We start from the raw sequence: 17,542 nt of genomic DNA, 5'->3' as shown, positions 1-17,542 counted from the left end.
GGGGGCATGAGTGGCCCGGTCCGCCGTTCGGCCAGCCCGCGCCGGCTGGTTGCGATCGGCGTGACGCTGATCGTGCTGCTGTCGCCGTTCCTCTGGCTCTTGCAGATGAGCTTCAAGTCCAACGACCTGATCCTGCAGTTTCCGCCGCCCTTGATCTTCACGCCGACGCTGCAAAATTATGCGTCGCTCTGGCAAGGCGCGTTCGCGGCCTCCTTTGTCAACAGCCTGATGAGTGCGTCATTCTCCACGGCGCTGGCGCTCATTCTCGGGGTGCCCGCGGCCTACGCGTTGTCGCGATGGGCGGGGCGGGGAAAGCACGCGCTGAGCTTTGCCATCCTGGTAACGCGAATGGCGCCGCCGATCGCATTCACGATTCCGTTCTTTCTGTTCTATCGCTGGATCGGGCTGCTCGACACCGTCACCGGGCTGGTGCTGGTCTACACCAGTTTCAACCTGCCGCTGGTGATCTGGATGATGCAGCCGTTTTTTGAAACCGTGCCGTCGTCGCTGGAAGAGGCGGCGCTGGTCGACGGCGCGTCGACACGGGTCGTCTTCCTCCAGATCGTGCTGCCGATGGTAGCGCCCGGCATAGCCGCCACCGCGATCCTGTGCTTCCTCTACGCCTGGAACGACTTCTTCTTTGCGCTGATCCTGACGCGGACCAATGCGCGCACCGCGCCGGTCGCCGTGGTCAACTTCATGAACTACGAGGGATGGGAGTGGGGCAAGATCGCCGCGGGCGGCTCGCTGGTGATGACGCCGGTCCTGATTTTCTCGCTCGCCGTGCGCCGCTATCTGGTGAGCGGGCTGACGGCGGGCGCCGTGAAAGGGTGAGCGATGCGGCTTCCGACCGGTGCTTCACGATTTGTATTCATCTTTGCCCATCCGGCCGGCCATGTCGGCGCGCCCCGCCACTACACGCCTTACTTTCAAGGCAATGGGCTGGACTGGCACATGGTGCCGCTCGACATCACCCCGGAACATCTCTCTGAGACGATCCGCACGCTCGTGAAATCGCCGAGCGTCGCCGGCTTCAATCTCACGATGCCGCACAAGCCGGCGGCGTTCGAGCTATGCGATGCGGTCGGGCCGGCCGCAGAGTTCGAAGGCGTCGTCAACACGATCCGGATCGAGTCCGGTGGACGACTGGTCGGCGAATCCTTCGATGGCGGCGGTTTCCTGAATGCGGCGCGCGAGGAGGGGATATTCGATCCCGACCGCCGCTGCGTCGTGATCGGGGCGGGCGGAGCCGGCCGCGCGATCTGTCACGCGCTGGCTGCCGCAGGCGTGAGGCGGCTGCAAATCCTAAACGAAACGCCAGGGCCGGTCGAAATCCTCGCCCAAAAACTGCGCAGCCGCTTCGCCGATCTTGAGATCTGCCTCGACGAAAGATTCGATGACGCTGGCCTCTTGGTCAACGCCACCTCGCTTGGGCTTCGCGAGACGGACGCCCTGCCGATGAATCCCGCGAGGCTGCCGGATGATTGCGCCGTATTCGATATCATTGCCGCCCGCCGGACCGAGTTCATGCAAGCTTGCGCCGCGCGCGGCCTGAAGGTGGTTGATGGCGTCGCGATGATCAAACACCAGTTGCCCCTGCAGACCGCATTCTGGCGCGGCGAATCCTGAGCGATCGAGCCCTGCAACCGCGTGCCATCACGCCAAAGTTCCCCGTTTCGCCCATCGATCTCCGCGATGCGCAGATGAATTGCTGCGCTGCGCCGCATGCGGGACCAATGCACGGATCAGTGCGTTAGCGACCGAAGACGCTGCGCAGTGGGGAATCCGGCATGGAAGATCTTCTGTCAAAGGTCGAACAGGCGTTTGATTGGGTGCCACAATGGCTGGTTGGGCTTGGCCTCGTCGTCGGCGCCATTGCCGTGGCGCTGTTCGTGTACGGTATTGCCGCAAGAATCATCAAGCGCGCGCTGCGGATGCGCTGGCCGGCCGTGACGCTGCTTCTGCAAAGGGTCTCCGGCCCGGCGCGGCTGGCGCTTTGTCTCGTCGCCGAGGCGCTGGTGCTGCCGCTGGCGCCCTTGAACGACGTGCTGCGTGAACAGCTCAGGCACTTCTTCATCGTTGCCGTGATCGCGCTGATCGGATGGATCACGGTTCGCGCCGTGGACATGGGGGCCGCGCGCTATCTTCAGCGCTTCCGCCTCGATACTGACGAGAATTTTCTCGCCCGCAAGCAGGTCACCCAGGTGCGCGTCTTCAAGCGCGTGATCCATATCTTGATTGTCATCATTGCCGTTTCCACTGCCCTGATGACCTTCGAGTCCGTCAAGCAGTACGGCGTCAGTCTGTTCGCCTCCGCCGGCGCGGCCGGCCTGATCGTCGGCCTTGCCGCAAGGCCTTTGCTCAGCAACCTCATCGCCGGCGTTCAGATCGCGATCACGCAACCGATCCGGATCGAGGACGCCGTCATCATCGAGAACGAATGGGGGTGGATCGAGGACATCGCCTCGACCTATGTCGTGGTCCGGCTGTGGGACTGGCGCAGGATGGTCGTGCCGCTGTCCTACTTCATCGAGCGCCCCTTCCAGAACTGGACCCGCGACACCCAGTCGCTGATCGGGACCATCACCCTTCATGTCGATTATTGCACCGATGTCTCGCGGATCAGGCAGCGGCTCGAACAGGCCGTACGCGAGTCCAAACTGTGGGATGGCGCCGTCGTCAATCTCCAGGTGATCGAGGCCAGCCCGCGGGCGATCGAGCTTCGGGCGCTGGTCAGCGCCAGCTCGGCGCCGCAATCCTGGGATCTCCGCTGCGAGATCAGGGAAAAGCTGCTCACCTTCATTCGCGAGGAGATGCCGGAAGCCTTCCCGCGCGAACGTGCCATGATATCGCCCCGGCTCGCCGACTTCAGCGACACTTTCGAGCACGGCGATAAGCGGTCCAGTCCGATGGCGGCAAGGGCCCACGGCTAGCTCCTGCACAGGAACGAATTCCGGGCCCGATGTCCTCGCCGAAACTGCCGAATGGGGCCTTGCGTCCGCTTGTTCGGGCTGTAATGGATACGGCTGAACCACTTCCTCACCTATATCTAGAAGAAGAGATCGATGAGCCAACTGATTGTCCGTGCCGGCGAATTCACCTTCCAGGCCCGCTTCGAGGAGCAACTGGCGCCGAAGACGGTCGCCGCCTTTCGCAAGGCGATGCCGTTCGAGAGCCAGGCGATCCACGTCCGCTGGAGCGGCGAGGGTGTCTGGATGCCGCTCGGCGATCTCGATTTCGGCGTCTCCTACGAGAACCACACCAGCTATCCCGCGCCCGGCCAGATCATTCTTTATCCCGGCGGCATCAGCGAGACCGAAATCCTGCTGGCCTATGGCGGCGTGCACTTTGCGAGCAAGATGGGCCAGCTCGCCGGCAACCACTTCATCACCCTGACTTCGGGGCTGGAGAACCTGACCGCGTTCGGCAAGACCGTGCTGTGGAAGGGCGCGCAGAAGATCCGCTTCGAGGAAGTCTGATCATGGCGGCGCCGGCCTACCCGCGTGACTTCCGCGGCTACGGGCGCAACGCGCCCGATCCGAAGTGGCCGGGCAATGCGCGCGTTGCGGTGCAGTTCGTGGTGAATTTCGAGGAAGGCGGCGAGAACAATGTTCTCGACGGCGATCGCGCCTCGGAGGCCTTTTTGTCCGACGTGCTGGGCGCGCAGCCCTGGCCCGGACAGCGCCATGCCAACATCGAGTCGATGTTCGAGTATGGCTCGCGCGCCGGCTTCTGGCGGCTGTGGCGGATCTTCGCCGAGCGCAATTTGCCGGTCACCGTGTTCGGCGTCGCGAAGGCGTTGCAGCGAAATCCCGACGTGGTTGCTGCCATGAAGGAGGTCGGCTGGGACATCGCCAGCCACAGCCTGAGATGGATCGAGCACAAGGACATGTCGGAAAACGAGGAGCGCACCGAGATCGCGGCGGCGATCCGCGTCCACACCGAGGCGACGGGGCAGCGCCCGCTTGGCTGGTACACCGGGCGCACCTCGATCAACACCTTAAGGCTGCTGATGGAGGCCGGCGGCCTGCTTTATCTCAGCGACTCCTATGCCGACGACCTGCCGTACTGGATCAAGTCGCGGGGCTCAAAGCCGCATCTGGTCATCCCCTATACGCTCGACGCCAACGACATGCGCTTTGTCAACGCGCAGGGCTTTGGCGGCGGCGATGAATTCTTCACCTACCTCAAGGACAGTTTTGACGTCCTTTATGCGGAAGGTGAGAGCGCGCCGAAGATGATGTCGGTCGGCCTGCATTGCCGGGTCGTCGGCCGCCCCGGCCGCGTGGCGGCGCTGATGCGGTTTCTCGACTACATCGGAAACCACGAGCGCGTCTGGGTGCCGACGCGGCTGCAGATCGCGCAGCACTGGCACGCCAACCTGTCGCATCTCGCCGATAGCGCTTTCGATATCGGATGAAGCAATGCTCGGCGATGAAATCGTAAGCCGTATCAATCAGCTCGGAACGATTTCCGAGACACCGCAGCATCTGGCGCGGATCTTTCTCTCGCCAGAGCATCGCACGGCAGCCGATCTCATTCTGTCCTGGATGCGGGATGCCGGGATGGAAGCGCATCTCGACGCCATCGGCAATGTCTGCGGCCGTTACGAGGGCGACCGCCCGGGATTGCCCAGCCTGATGCTGGGCTCGCACTACGACACCGTGCGCGATGCCGGCAAATGGGACGGACCGCTCGGGGTCATCACCGCGATCGCCTGCGTCGCCGATCTGAACCGGCGCGGCGTGCGGCTGCCGTTCGCGATCGAGATCGTCGGGTTCGCCGACGAGGAGGGCGTGCGGTTTGCCTCGACGCTGCTCGGCAGCCGGGCGGTCGCGGGAACCTTCGACGCAAGCGTGCTCAACGCGCGCGACCGTGACGGCCTCACCATGCGCGAGGCCATGGTGCAATTCGGCCTCGACCCCGACCATATCGGTGCTGCGGCGCGCACCCGCCGCGAGTTGCATGCCTATGTCGAACTGCATATCGAGCAGGGGCCGGTGCTGGAACAACAGAACCTCCCTGTCGGCGTAGTGACGGCGATCGCGGGCGCCACGCGGCTCGCCGCAAATCTCTCCGGCATGGCCGGTCATGCCGGCACGGTACCGATGGCGCTGCGGCGCGATGCGCTGGCCGGTGCCGCCGAATGCATCGTCGCGGTCGAGCAATTCTGCAAGGCCGATGGCGCCGGCCTGGTCGGCACCGTCGGCGTGATCAACGCGTCGCCGGGCGCGACCAACGTCATTCCGGGGCAGGTCTCCTTCACACTCGACATCCGCGCGCCGACCGATCCGCACCGCAAGCGCGCCGCTGCCGAGATCGTGCAACAGATCGAAGCGATCGCGGCGCGCCGTGAGCTGTCGCTGCAGATCGACGTCACCCATGAGAACCGCACCGTGCCCTGCGCGCCCTGGCTGAAAGCGCAGGTCGCGGAAGCGGTTGCGGCCGAAGGCTATGGCGTGTTCGAACTGCCGAGCGGGGCGGGGCATGACGGCATGGCAATGATCGATATCGTCGATGTCGCCATGCTGTTCGTGCGCTGCCGCGGTGGCATCAGCCATAACCCGGCCGAGCATGTCGAGACCTCCGATGCCGATGCCGGCGCGCGCGTGCTGCTGCGGCTGATCGAGAATTTCCGGCCGCAGTAAAGGCGGCGGCATGCAAGGTCCTAAGTTCAGCGTTCGTCCGGATTAAATTTGCTCACCTGCAAGAGCCGACCTGAGCGCTGCTGCCATGCCGCTTTATGACAATGCAGTGACATCATCATTCATTTGACAGAAAGACGAATCGACGATGTCTGAAGTACCAAGGCGTGGTAATCGAAACCACGGAACTCTGTTTCTCATATGCATCGCCACATTCCATTTTCATCATATCGCCAGTACCGATTTTACCAGGGTCCGTTTGCCTCCTGTGTCGCCAACGGTATTCAGGCCGTCAATTTTCTCGGTGATCGCTTCCTGAGAAGGTACCGCCCATCGGCCGGGATCGAAGAGCTGTACAGGCACGCGGTCGACAGTGCCTTTTTTCCGACGGAGGACTTTCTGGTCACAGGAGCGCCGCACGCATCGGCCTATTATCCCCGGGACTTTGCTTGGTTCTATCCCGATGTTCTCGATCCCGAGACCATCATGGATTCCGAGGATGCCGTCCGCAGGGTTCGTTTGCTCGAGAAGAGCGTCCGGCTGATGTTGGAGGCCGTCCGCGCCAATGTCGTCACGACGACCATTGTTCCCGCAGGCCGCGATCGGTACATCGGCGTCAATTACTTCTCACTGCCGTCGGATACGTTGTTGGGCATCCTCGCGGGTCTGGAACAGATCATGCGCGCGGACCAAAGGGCATCTTCGTATTTGGCGATGGCGCAAGGCGCGCATGCCGGCCGCTTGTTGCTTGCTGCGTATCGCGACGACCTGAAGAGGGCGATATTTCAACTTGCCGGCTCGTTGCAGCCGTTCGACGACAACGGCCTCACAGCTTTGCTGTGCGACGTAACGGCACCTCGTTCCGCGGCGACAGATACCCGCGCCGAGCGCCGGCGGTTCGTCACCAATGCATGCGTCTACGCGACCTTTGTGCTCGGAATACGGTTGGGGGTGATCGACCAGATCGAGTTGGAAGGGCTGCTCGGACGCGCGCTTTCACAATATAAAAAGCAATTGCTCGAGTTGTTCGGCAAGCATGGCTATATCAGGCATTTCCTGGATTCCAGGAGCGAACCGGGAGCGTCTTCCGTTGCCCTGGACTTCGTCAATGTGCACCAGGGATTTTGGGACCTGAGCGAGGCGAGCGAACGCGCACTATTCGCCGTCACGACGGATCTGATCCTAGGCGAGCCACGGTTTCGAATCCCGGACACATCACACTTCCTGGTGTCCACGGATAATCCGCAGAACAAGATGATCCACAAGATTGCGGCTCCGGCCTACCAGGGGCGATCCTGCTGGCCGACGTTTAACGTCGAGTTCGCCGATCGCATGCTGGAGTACGATGAATTTTCCGGCACTGACAAGTACCGGTCCTGCGCCCGCGATATTTTGAGAGACATCCGTACCGCGACCGAGACGCACGGCGGATATCAGGAACTGCTGTCGGAAAACGGCCTCAAGTATCGCACATGGGCCTATCAGGGCGCCGTCGCGCACTCCTGGTTTCCCCGTTTCCTGACGGTCTGGAGGAGGGCATACGGGGCCCCGCTGCTGAGCTGGAATTCGCAATCTCTTGAGGCGGCCTCTGCATAGCGAGGCGATGCCCGGCGCCAGGACAGACAAGTTGTCGTTCAGCACGCGCAATTGCGGTTTGCTTAGATAATGAGCAGATGCCCGTCCAGAATGCGTTGGACGGAAAGCGCACCGCCTCAGCATCGACAATCAACAAATTGAAACAACGATCAATTTTGCCGCCGTCGGCCGCCGGCCGCCATTGTACACAATGGCACGCGCCTTGCTTGATTTCTCCGGAGGGGTTCTCTCGTTCGGGGCGCGTACGTCATGGCGAACTCAGCAAAGCTCGCAGCGGAGCCGAAGCCGATCGAGCTTGATTGGGCGGCGACCGCGCTTCTCATCATCGACATGCAGCGCGATTTCATGGAGCCCGGCGGCTTCGGCGAGACGCTCGGCAACGACGTCAGCCAGCTCGCGCGCGCGGTGAAGCCGATCGCCGCCGTGCTGGAAGCGGCGCGCGCGGCCGGCATGCTGGTCATTCACACCCGCGAGGGCCATCTGCCCGACCTTTCCGACGCGCCGCCGGCCAAGGTCGAGCGCGGCGCGCCGTCCCTGCGCATCGGTGATCCCGGCCCGATGGGCCGCATTCTCGTTCGCGGCGAACCCGGCCACGACATCATTCCCGAGCTCTATCCGCTCGACAGCGAGATCGTGATCGACAAGCCGGGCAAGGGTGCCTTCTACGCCACCGAGCTCGGTGACGTCTTGCAGCGCTACGGCATCGAGAACCTTTTGGTATGCGGCGTCACCACTGAGGTCTGCGTCAACACCACGGTGCGCGAAGCCAACGACCGCGGCTATCGCTGCGTGGTGCTGGCAGATGGCTGCGCCTCCTATTTTCCCGAATTTCACGAGATAGGCCTGAAAATGATCAAGGCGCAGGGCGGCATCTTCGGCTGGGTCTCGGATTCAGCCGCGGTGCTGGACGCACTTTCACCGGAGATTCCAACAACGGCAGTAGCAGGGGGATTGCGATGAGCACGAGCGCAACGGGGACATCAGGTACATCCACTTTCAAGCCGGCGCTGTGGACGCCGGGCGACTGGAACGCGCTGTTCGGCTTCGGCACCAACATCCTCGTCAACATGCTGGTGCTGACCGGGCTGTTGCGCTTCGTGCTGAAGATGCCGGACAGTATCGTGTTCGGCCGCATTCTGCCGGCGCTCGGCCTGATGATGTGCCTCTCGACGTTCTATTACGCGTATCTCGCCTACAAACTGGCGCAGAAGACCGGCCGCAACGACGTCTGCGCGCTGCCGTCCGGCGTCAGCGTGCCGCACATGTTCATCGTCACCTTCGTGATCATGCTGCCGATCACGCTCAAGACCGGCGATCCCGTGAAGGGTTGGTCGGCCGGCCTGGTCTGGGTGTTCTTCCAGAGTTTTATTCTGATGATCGGCGGTTTCATCGCGCCCTACATCCGGAAAATCACCCCACGCGCGGCGCTGCTCGGCACGCTAGCCGGCGTCTCCGTCACCTTCATCTCGATGCGCCCGGCGCTGGAAATGTACATGACGCCGCAGATCGGTCTCGTCTGCTTCGCCATCATCCTGGTGAGCTGGTTCGGTGGCGTGAAATATCCGAAGGGGATTCCGGCGGGCCTTGTCGCCATTGCCGCCGGCATGCTGATCGCGTGGGGCTCGAACCTGTTCGGCCTCGGGATCGGTGGGCTGAGCCTGAAGGTCGTTGGCGATGCCTTTGCGAATTTTGGCTTCTCGGTGCCGCTGCCGGCCTTCGGCCACGTGTTCTCCGGCTTCGAATTCCTCGGCATCATCCTGGTGACTGCGATCCCGTTCGGCATCTACGACCTCGTCGAGGCCATGGACAATGTCGAAAGCGCGGAAGCCGCCGGCGACGAATATCCGACCACGCGCGTGCTGACGGCTGATGGTGTCGTCAGCCTGATCGGCTGCCTGATGGGTAATCCCTTCATCAACGCGGTTTATATCGGCCATCCCGGCTGGAAAGCGATGGGCGGGCGGATCGGTTATTCGGCCGCGACCGGCGTCATGGTGGTGCTGCTGTCGTGGTTCGGCATCATCTCGGTGCTGCTGGCGCTCGTGCCCGTGGTCGCGATCTCGCCGATCCTGCTCTATATCGGCATGCTGATCGGCGCGCAGGCGTTCCAGACCACGCCGCTCAAGCACGCTCCCGCCATCGTGCTGGCGCTGACACCGCATCTCGCGGCGTGGGCGAAGCTGCAGGTCGACACCATGCTCGGTGCGAGCATGGCTGCGGCGCAAACCGTCGGCGGTCTCGCGGCCGACAAAGTCGGCGCGGTCAAATCGGCAGCCATTGCATCGCTACCGCAGCAAGGCGTGCTCTATCACGGGCTGGAAGTGATGGGCGGCGGCTCGATCCTCGCCGGCCTCGTGCTGGGCGCAATTGGCGTGTTCGTGATCGAACGCGACTTCATGAAGGCGTCAGCCTTTGCGCTCGCCGGCGCGGCCATGACGTATTTCGGTTTCATGCATGGCGAATCCGTCGGCATCGGCGGCGGTCTCGGTGTCACGCCGGGCGTGGCGCTGGCCTATGCCGTGATGGCGGCGGGACTGTTTGCGCTGGCGAAGACGAGTCCGAGCGTGGATTACAGCGCGCATCCGGAGCTACCTGCGGCAGCGCCCGCGGAGTAACCGGCCGTCGCGTTCCCCCGGACGCAGCGCAGCGCGTCCGGGACACGAGCACTCCGACTTACCCCCTCACGAACACCAGCATCGTGCCGTTGCCTTCGGCCGGCGGCACCACCACGCCATCGGCGCTCTTCACGCCGACAGGGCCGAGCGCCTTTTCCGCCGCCGCGAGATCGGCCGCGATCACAAGCCCCGCGCCGCCGCGCTCGGGCAGCCCCGCCAGCGGGACGTCAGGGTAGCGTGTGCCGAGCTGGGTCTTTGTCAGGAATATGAAGTCGGCGCGGTCGCCGCCTGAGGGGACTGCAATGACGCCGTCCGGTTCGACCATTGCCTCACGATCGATCATGCTCGCGAGTTGCGCGGCGTCATCCGCCGGCTCCGGGGTGACGATCAGCACCTGCTTCAGGCGCTTTGCGCCATTGGCGTGCTTCATCAATTCGGGAATCCAAACCGTCTCGCGCGTCTTGTGCTGGCAGGCAAACATGCGCACGCCGCCCGGCGCTTCCGCCGTCGGCCATTGGAAGGTGCGAAACTTGGCCGCCGATATCGTGCCATCCGGCATCGTCACCGGACGTTCGAAATCGGTCGGTCCAATCGGCGGATAGCCGCGCGCGCGAATTTCTTCCGCGCCTTCGGCGGAATCCACCGCCGTGAACGCGATGCGCTCGATGCCTTCGCCATTCTTTTCCAGATATGTCCGCGCCGGAGCATTATGTTCCGTCGGCGTCAGCACGCCGAGCAATTCCATATAGTCGGGGTCGAACATGATGGTGTAATTGCCCGATCCCATATGTGCGCTGTGGGTGCCGCGCGGCGATACGGTGAAGCCGAGCCGCTTGTAGTTTTCGGCGGCTTTGTCGAGATCTTTCACCATGACCACCGCGTGATCGATTCCGATGATGTTTTTGAGTGCCACTCTTTTGTTCCCTGAGGCTCGTTAGCGGTCTAAGCTAATCAGAACGATCAGTTGCCTGCAAGAAAGGATCATGATGAACACGAGCAACGTCCGCTGGCCCGATTCATTGTGGGCGGCCGTGACGCCATCGGGGCCTGAGTTACCGGAACTGATCGGCTCGCAGCAGGCCGATGTGATCGTGATCGGCGGAGGCTTCACCGGACTTTCCACCGCGTTGCATCTGCGCGAAGCGGGCGTCGATGTCGCGATTGTCGAAGCCGCGGAGCCGGGCTGGGGTGCATCGGGCCGCAACAATGGTCAGGTGATCCCGACGCTGTCGCGGCCCGATCCGGAGGACATCGTTGCAAAGCACGGCGCGGCCGGCGAACGTTTCGTCGGCATGTTGCGCGACAGCGCTTCTTATCTGTTCGACGTGACAAGGTGCTACAGGATCGACGCCGAGGGGGAACAGGCCGGCTGGGTTCAGCCCGTGCATTCGCCCGGCCGCATCAAGATCGCGGAACGGCGGGTGCGGCAGTGGTCGAAGTTCGGCGCGCCAGTCGAATTGCTGTCGCGCGAGCAGACGCGCGAAATGCTCGGCTCCGATGCATGGTTCGGCGGTTTCTGGAATAAAACCGGCGGCCACATCAATCCGCTGGCACTGGCCCGTGGCCTCGCGCGCACCGCGCTCGGCCTCGGCACGCGCATTTACGCGCGCTCGCCGGCGGAAAGTTTTGAGCGCCGGGGCGACCGCTGGGTCGTCAAAACCGCGAAGGGCGAGATTTCCGGCCGTGCGCTGGTCGTGGCGAGCAATGCCTATAGCGGCGAATTCTCCAAATCGCTGGCGCCAGAGATTGCGCGCGAGGTGATGCCGGTGCTGTCGTGGCAAATGGCGACGCAGCCGTTGTCGGACAACGTCCGCAAGACCATCATTCCCGGCCGGCAGGCGATGTCGGATACCCATGGCGAACTCTATTTCGCACGCTACGACGCGCGAAACCGCCTGGTCACCGGCGGCGCGGTGATCGGCCCCGGCAACAAGGTGGAGCGGATCAAGGCGCGCGTCACCGAACGCCTGCAGCGGCTGTGGCCGCAGATCGGCGAGGTCTCGTTCGATTATGTCTGGAACGGTTATGTCGGCATGACCACGGACTTTTTGCCGCGCATCCACAAGCTCGGGCCCAATGCGTTCGGCTGGACCGGTTGCAATGGCCGCGCGGTGGCGCTGACGATGCCTCTCGGCAACGAACTGGCAAAGGCCGTCCGCGGCGTGCCGGAGAACGAACTGGCGCTGCCGTTCACCGAGCCAGTGCCGATCGTCGCCCACGGCATTTTGCGAAAGCTGGCGCCGCTGATGCTGTTGGTCTACCGCCGGCGAGATGCCAGGGAGATGGCGTGATTCCCACGGGCGAGCTGCCACTTCTCCCTCTCCCCGTTCTTCACGGGGAGAGGGAGCTACACCGCCTCCGTCGCGTGCTCCCTCGCGAATTCCCCGCCCGGGATGGAATCGAGCAACGCCTGCGTATACGGATGCTGCGGATTGCCGAACACCTCCGCCGCGCGTCCGTGCTCCACCACCTCACCATCCTTCATCACCGCGACGAGGTCGCAGATTTGCGCCGCCACGCGCAGATCATGCGTGATGAAGACGATCGAAAGCCCGAGCCGCGTCCGCAATTCGGCGAGCAGCTTTAACACCTGCGCCTGCACGGAAACATCGAGCGCCGAGACCGGCTCGTCCGCCACCAGCACGTCCGGCTTCAGCGCCAGCGCCCGCGCAAGACCGATGCGCTGGCGCTGGCCGCCGGAGAATTCGTGCGGATAGCGGTCGCCGGCAGAAGGATCCAGCCCGACCAGCGCAAACAGTTCTTTCGCATCCGCAATCGCCTTGGCGCGCGGCGTGCCGTGCACGATTGGCCCCAGCGCCACCAGCTCGGCCGCCTTGCGGCGCGGATTGAGCGAGGCGAACGGGTCCTGAAACACCATCTGGATATGCCGCGTCTCGCGGCGGACCTCTTCACGCGGCATTTTTGCCCAGTCGCTGCCGTCGAGCACGATCGATCCGTTATCGGGATCAATCAGCCGCACGATGCAGCGCGCCAGCGTCGATTTGCCCGATCCGGATTCGCCGACAATGCCGAGCGTCGCCCCGCGCGGCAGGTTGAGCGAGACATTCTTCACGGCCGCCGTCACCCGCGCGCCGCGCCCGAGAAAACCGCCGGTGCGATAGGTCTTCGAGACATCGGTGATCGTCAGGATGTTGTCAGAGGCAAGCGCCCGCGGGGAGGCGCGTTCAGTGGTGGCACCGCGGCGATGAGCTGCTTGGTATAGGCGTGCTGTGGATGGTGCAGTACGTCGGAAGCCGTACCGTGTTCGACGATGACGCCGTGCTGCATCACCACGACGCGGTCGGCGATCTCGGCGACCACGCCGAAATCATGGGTGATGAACATGACCGCCGTTCTGCGGCGCTGCTGCAGGTCGCGGATCAGTTTCAATATCTGCGCTTGCGTCGTGACGTCGAGCGCCGTCGTCGGCTCGTCGGCAATCAGGAGTTTCGGATCGAGCGCCAGCGCCATCGCGATCATGGCCCGCTGGCGCTGCCCGCCGGATAGCTCATGCGGATAGGCCTTTGCCGCCAGCTTCGGATCGGGAATGCGGACGTCGGCGAGCAGCGCCAGCACTTTCGCGCCGATCTCCGCCTTCGACAATTCGGTATGGATCGAGAACATCTCGGCGATCTGGTCGCCAATGGTGCGCAGCGGATTGAGCGCCGTCATCGGCTCCTGGAAGATCATCGCAATGCCGGCGCCGCGGACCTCGCGCATCTCCGCGATCGACGCTTTGCAGAGATCACGACCCTCGAACATCACCTGGCCGCCGTCGATCGTCACCTCATTGGGCAACAGCCGCATGATCGCATTCGCCATCATCGACTTGCCGGAGCCGGATTCGCCGACCACGCAGAGGATCTCGTTGGAAGCGATTTCCAGCGACACGCCCGATAGCGCATGCGCTCTATCCGCGCCGCCGGGCAGGCGGACGCTCAAGCGATCGAGCGAGAGGATGGCATCTTTCGCGCTCATCGGCCTTTCAGCCTCGGATTGAGCGCATCATTGAGGCCCTGGCCGACCAGCGACACCGCGAGCACGGTAACGAGGATGGCGATGCCGGGGATTGCCGAGACGTACCACTGCACGCGGAGCACATCGCGGCCGAGGCCGATCAAATTTCCCCAGGACGCCACGTTCGGGTCCGACAGCCGCAGGAAAGCGAGCGCGCTTTCGAGCAGGATGGCGACCGCCATCACCACGCTGGCGTAGACAATGACGGGCGGCAGCGCATTGGGCAGGATCTCGCCGAAAATGAGCTGGATACTCTTCATGCCGAGTGTCCGCCCGGCCTGGACGAATTCGCGGTTGCGCAGCGACAGGAACTCGGCGCGGGTCAGCCGCGCCGGCGCCGGCCACGACACCACGCCAACGGCGATGGTGACCGTCGTCAAGGTCGAGCCGAACACGGCGACCAGCACCAAGAGCAGCACGAAATTCGGCAGCGTCTGGAACGCTTCGGTGATCCGCATCAAGACATTGTCGACCCAGCCGCCGTAGTAACCGGCAAACGCGCCGACCAGGATGCCGATCAGGATCGCGATTGCCGTTGCGACACCCCCGATCAAAAGCGATATCCGCGCGCCGTAGAATATCTGCGCGGCGATGTCGCGTCCTGAATTGTCGGTGCCGAGCAGGAAGCGCGGATTGGAGAACGGCCAGACCAGCGGCCGGCCAGCGAGCGCCAGCGGATCGCGCGGGTAGAACCAGCCGGCAGAGATCGCCATTGCGATCACGATCAGGAGCAGGATCAGGCCAGCGACCGCGGCGGGACTTCGGAAGTAGCGCTTGACCGCATCCATGGCGTCAGCCCTCTGCCGTGATGCGCGGATCGAGCCGCGCATAGATGAGGTCGACGATGAAGTTCACGGTGATGACGAGCAGCGCGGAGACGAAGACGATGCCAAGCAAGGTATTGAGGTCGCGCTGCACCACCGACTCGTAGGCAAGCCGCCCGAGCCCCGGCAGCGAGAACACGCTTTCGACCACCACCGATCCGCCCAGCATGGTGCCGGCCTGCAATCCAATCAGCGTCACCATCGGCAACAGCGCATTGCGCAGCACGTGCCGCGTCACCACGCGCGTCTCGTCGAGGCCCTTTGCGCGCGCGGTGCGGACATAGTCGAGGTTCAGCACTTCCAGCATCGAGGCGCGCATGATGCGAAGGTAAATGGCGAGAAAGATCAGCCCGAGGGTGAGCGTCGGCAGCACCAGGTGGCTTGCGATATCCAGGGCTCGCCAGATGCCGGTCCGGACCGTTCCGATATCCTCGAAACCGCCGGGCGGCAGCCATTGCAGATAGACCGAGAACACAACAATCGCCATCAGGCCGAACCAGAACGAGGGCGTGGCATAGAAGATCAGGCCGAGCGTCGAGATCAGCGTATCCGGCCAGCGGTTGACCCCGCGTGCGGCGATCACGCCGAACAGGAGCCCGAAGAAGAACGCAAACGACAGCGACGCGGTCATCAAAAGGATCGTCGGCGGCAGCCGTTCCAGGATGACCGAGGCCACCGGCTTGCCGTAGATCGAGGAGAAGCCGAGATCGAGCCGCACCAGCCGCCAGAGGTAGTTGCCGAGCTGGGCCGGGATCGAGAGGTCGAGCCCATAGAATTTGCGCAGTTCCTTGGCGGTAGCGGCATCGCCGCCGCCCATCTGCGCCATCATGGCGTCGACGGTGTCGCCCGGTGCGAACTGCAGCAGCAGGAACACGCCGATCAGGATCAGGATCAGGGTCGGGATCGAGGCGGCAAGCCGCCGCCCCGCAAGGCTCAGAATGCGCATAGACCTATCTTGGCGGATATCGGCTCAAGCCGAAAGCCAAAGATCGTGCCAACTCGTCGATCCCCAGCGCGGGGTGTTGGAGTGGTTGCGTGCCTTCGCCGTAATCGTGGTGACGAAAATTTGCTCGATCGGCATCCAGACCGGCAGCTCCGTGTTCACTTCCTTGACGAACTGGGCGTAGAGCGCCTTGCGTTTGGCCGGATCGATTTCGGTCGCGGCATCATCAATGGTCTTGTCGACGTTCTCGTCTTGCCAGCCCCACTGGTTGGTCCAGGGCGCGCCCTTCGGCTGGCCGGAGCGGTACCAGACCGTGGTCGAGACCGCGGGATCGTTGCGGTATTGGTGCCAGCCGGTGGCGAGATCGAAGGCGTGCTCGTCATAGACCTGCTTGAGGAAGCCGCCGCCGTCGTTACGCACGATCTCGACGGGAATGCCGATCTCGCCCAGCGACTGCTGGATGAAGGTCGACCACAGCGAGATGTCCTCGCCCCACGGCGCGGGCAACAGCTTTAGCGTGAAGCGCGTGCCGCCGGTGCCCGGCTTGAAGCCGGCCTCATTCAGTAGCGCGGCGGCCTTGGCCTTGTCGTAAGCGTATTGCGGCGTGTTCGGGCCCGGATAGAAATCGGTCGAGGTCGAGGGGATCGGCCCGGTGCCGAGCTTGGCGAAATCGCCGAGAAAGTTCTCGATGAAGAACGGCACGTTGATCGCATGCGCAATCGCACGGCGGACGCGGATGTCGGACAATTCCTTGCGGCGAAAGTTGAACTCGAGCGTATTGGTCCGCGCGTTGCCTTCATTGCCCTTGGTCGAGACGATAAAGCGCTTGTCCTTGGAAAGCCGGGCCAAGTCCGAGAGCGTTAGTCCCGAGAACGGCGAGTAGTGCAACTCGCCGGCTTCCATCTGCGCGGCGGCCGCGGAGCGATCGGTGATCACGCGCCAGACGATGCGGTCGAGATAGGGAGCGTTCGGACGCCAGTAATTCTCGTTGCGGTCGGCGATGACATATTGCCCGCGCTCATATTTGACGAACTTGAACGGCCCGGTGCCGACCGGCGCGAGATTGGTCGGGTTCTGGCGGATATCGCCGCTCTCATAGAGATGCTTGGCCGAGACGTAGCCGAGGTCGGGCAGGGCGCGGAGCAGCAGGTTCAGCGGCATCGGCCGCTCGTATTTGAAGATCGCGGTCTCGGCATCAGGCGTTTCGACCGCGGTGAGGAAGAGCTGCAGCGTCGATCCGTAATTGAGGATCTTCTTCCACATGTTCATCGCCGTGAATTCGACGTCGGCCGAGGTGAACGGCTTGCCGTCGTGCCAGGTGATGCCCTTGCGCAGCTTGAACGTCACCGTCTTGCCATCGGGGCTCGCTTCCCAGCTTTCGGCGAGCACGCCGTCCGGCTGGCCGTTGGCGTCGAGATCGACGAGGTTTTCCTGGATCTTGCCGCCGATGATGTAGACGCCGGTGGAAGCCTGGATGCTCGGATTGAGCTGGCGCTGCTCGGCGCCGTAGTGAACGTTGAACACGCCGCCCTTGCGCGGCGTGTTCTGCGCGAAGGCCCGCATCGGATTGATCACGTTGGCCGCGATGGCCGCCGACGTCAGCAGCGCGGTGCGGCGATTGATCTCAAGGCGCGTCAAATCCATGCGAAGTCTCCGAACACGATATTGATGGCAGACCGTTCACGCGTCCGCCTTAAGGGCGATGTTACGATGGAAGGCCAACGCGAGTCATTTTCAAATCAACGCGCAGGGCGGAAAATCCTTCCAGAAAACAACGTGCTTACTGGCTGATCAGCCTTGCGCATTTTGCCCTGTCAGAAGGCAAATCAAGGCTCGTCCCGATAGAGACAAAGGCCCGAGGGCAGTCTCAGATTGTCCGAAAAGGGGGCCTCGGGGTGCGCT

The 17,542-nt window shown here is 63.3% G+C and carries 14 protein-coding genes and 1 pseudogene; 10 read left to right on the top strand and 5 right to left on the bottom strand.

Features of this window, described 5'->3' with window-relative positions; all coding sequences use genetic code 11:
• Positions 1 to 6: 6 nt before the first annotated feature.
• The 9 genes from ACFXS9_RS06740 (at position 7) to ACFXS9_RS06700 (ending at position 9,856) form a co-directional block, all read left to right on the top strand.
• The gene (locus tag ACFXS9_RS06740; protein WP_392686440.1) at positions 7 to 834 is read left to right on the top strand and encodes a carbohydrate ABC transporter permease; all 828 of its coding nucleotides are present in this window, start codon (positions 7 to 9) and stop codon (positions 832 to 834) included.
• A gap of 3 nt (positions 835 to 837) precedes the next feature.
• A complete protein-coding gene (locus ACFXS9_RS06735; RefSeq protein ID WP_392686438.1) occupies positions 838 to 1,629 on the top strand; it encodes a shikimate dehydrogenase family protein in 792 nt (263 codons plus the stop codon).
• Positions 1,630 to 1,790: 161 nt separating this feature from the next.
• The gene (locus ACFXS9_RS06730; RefSeq protein ID WP_392686435.1) at positions 1,791 to 2,933 is read left to right on the top strand and encodes a mechanosensitive ion channel family protein; all 1,143 of its coding nucleotides are present in this window, start codon (positions 1,791 to 1,793) and stop codon (positions 2,931 to 2,933) included.
• Between the two features lie 132 nt (positions 2,934 to 3,065).
• The gene (locus ACFXS9_RS06725) at positions 3,066 to 3,479 is read left to right on the top strand and encodes a DUF3830 family protein (protein WP_027536371.1); all 414 of its coding nucleotides are present in this window, start codon (positions 3,066 to 3,068) and stop codon (positions 3,477 to 3,479) included.
• 2 nt (positions 3,480 to 3,481) lie between these two features.
• On the top strand, positions 3,482 to 4,420 hold the full coding sequence (gene puuE / locus ACFXS9_RS06720) for an allantoinase PuuE (RefSeq protein WP_392686431.1): 939 nt from the start codon (positions 3,482 to 3,484) through the stop codon (positions 4,418 to 4,420).
• Positions 4,421 to 4,424: 4 nt separating this feature from the next.
• On the top strand, positions 4,425 to 5,648 hold the full coding sequence (locus ACFXS9_RS06715; protein ID WP_392686428.1) for an allantoate amidohydrolase: 1,224 nt from the start codon (positions 4,425 to 4,427) through the stop codon (positions 5,646 to 5,648).
• 198 nt (positions 5,649 to 5,846) lie between these two features.
• Positions 5,847 to 7,241 (top strand): hypothetical protein, encoded by a 1,395-nt coding sequence (locus tag ACFXS9_RS06710; RefSeq protein WP_392686426.1) that lies wholly within the window; start codon positions 5,847 to 5,849, stop codon positions 7,239 to 7,241.
• Between the two features lie 249 nt (positions 7,242 to 7,490).
• Complete coding sequence (locus ACFXS9_RS06705; protein ID WP_392686423.1) at positions 7,491 to 8,201, top strand: cysteine hydrolase family protein; 711 nt, start codon at positions 7,491 to 7,493, stop codon at positions 8,199 to 8,201.
• Positions 8,198 to 9,856, top strand: coding sequence for a regulator (locus tag ACFXS9_RS06700; RefSeq protein ID WP_392686421.1), 1,659 nt, complete (start codon positions 8,198 to 8,200; stop codon positions 9,854 to 9,856). Before ACFXS9_RS06705 ends, ACFXS9_RS06700 begins: the two co-directional genes overlap by 4 nt.
• Before the next feature lie 58 nt (positions 9,857 to 9,914).
• Here ACFXS9_RS06700 and ACFXS9_RS06695 read toward each other — a convergent pair whose 3' ends face one another.
• Positions 9,915 to 10,769 carry a VOC family protein gene (locus tag ACFXS9_RS06695; RefSeq protein WP_392686418.1) on the bottom strand — a complete coding sequence of 285 codons (855 nt, stop codon included), beginning with the start codon at positions 10,767 to 10,769 and terminating at the stop codon, positions 9,915 to 9,917.
• 73 nt (positions 10,770 to 10,842) lie between these two features.
• Between ACFXS9_RS06695 and ACFXS9_RS06690 the strand changes: the two genes are divergently transcribed.
• On the top strand, positions 10,843 to 12,147 hold the full coding sequence (locus tag ACFXS9_RS06690) for an NAD(P)/FAD-dependent oxidoreductase (protein WP_392687314.1): 1,305 nt from the start codon (positions 10,843 to 10,845) through the stop codon (positions 12,145 to 12,147).
• A 56-nt stretch (positions 12,148 to 12,203) separates the two neighbouring features.
• On the opposite strand, the pseudogene ACFXS9_RS06685 reads toward ACFXS9_RS06690, so the two are convergent.
• The 4 genes and pseudogenes from ACFXS9_RS06685 to ACFXS9_RS06670 form a co-directional block, all read right to left on the bottom strand.
• Positions 12,204 to 13,834, bottom strand: a pseudogene (locus ACFXS9_RS06685) (ABC transporter ATP-binding protein).
• On the bottom strand, positions 13,831 to 14,661 hold the full coding sequence (locus ACFXS9_RS06680) for an ABC transporter permease (protein ID WP_392686415.1): 831 nt from the start codon (positions 14,659 to 14,661) through the stop codon (positions 13,831 to 13,833). The pseudogene ACFXS9_RS06685 and the gene ACFXS9_RS06680 overlap by 4 nt, the downstream one beginning before the upstream one ends.
• Before the next feature lie 4 nt (positions 14,662 to 14,665).
• On the bottom strand, positions 14,666 to 15,643 hold the full coding sequence (locus tag ACFXS9_RS06675; RefSeq protein WP_392686412.1) for an ABC transporter permease: 978 nt from the start codon (positions 15,641 to 15,643) through the stop codon (positions 14,666 to 14,668).
• Positions 15,644 to 15,667: 24 nt separating this feature from the next.
• The gene (locus ACFXS9_RS06670) at positions 15,668 to 17,284 is read right to left on the bottom strand and encodes an ABC transporter substrate-binding protein (protein ID WP_392686409.1); all 1,617 of its coding nucleotides are present in this window, start codon (positions 17,282 to 17,284) and stop codon (positions 15,668 to 15,670) included.
• Positions 17,285 to 17,542: the final 258 nt, after the last annotated feature.

This window comes from Bradyrhizobium sp. RDI18 (assembly GCF_043203335.1).
GTDB classification, from domain to species: domain Bacteria; phylum Pseudomonadota; class Alphaproteobacteria; order Rhizobiales; family Xanthobacteraceae; genus Bradyrhizobium; species Bradyrhizobium retamae.
Note: the sequence above shows the minus strand (reverse complement) of the source record. Positions and strands in the feature narration are given on the sequence as shown.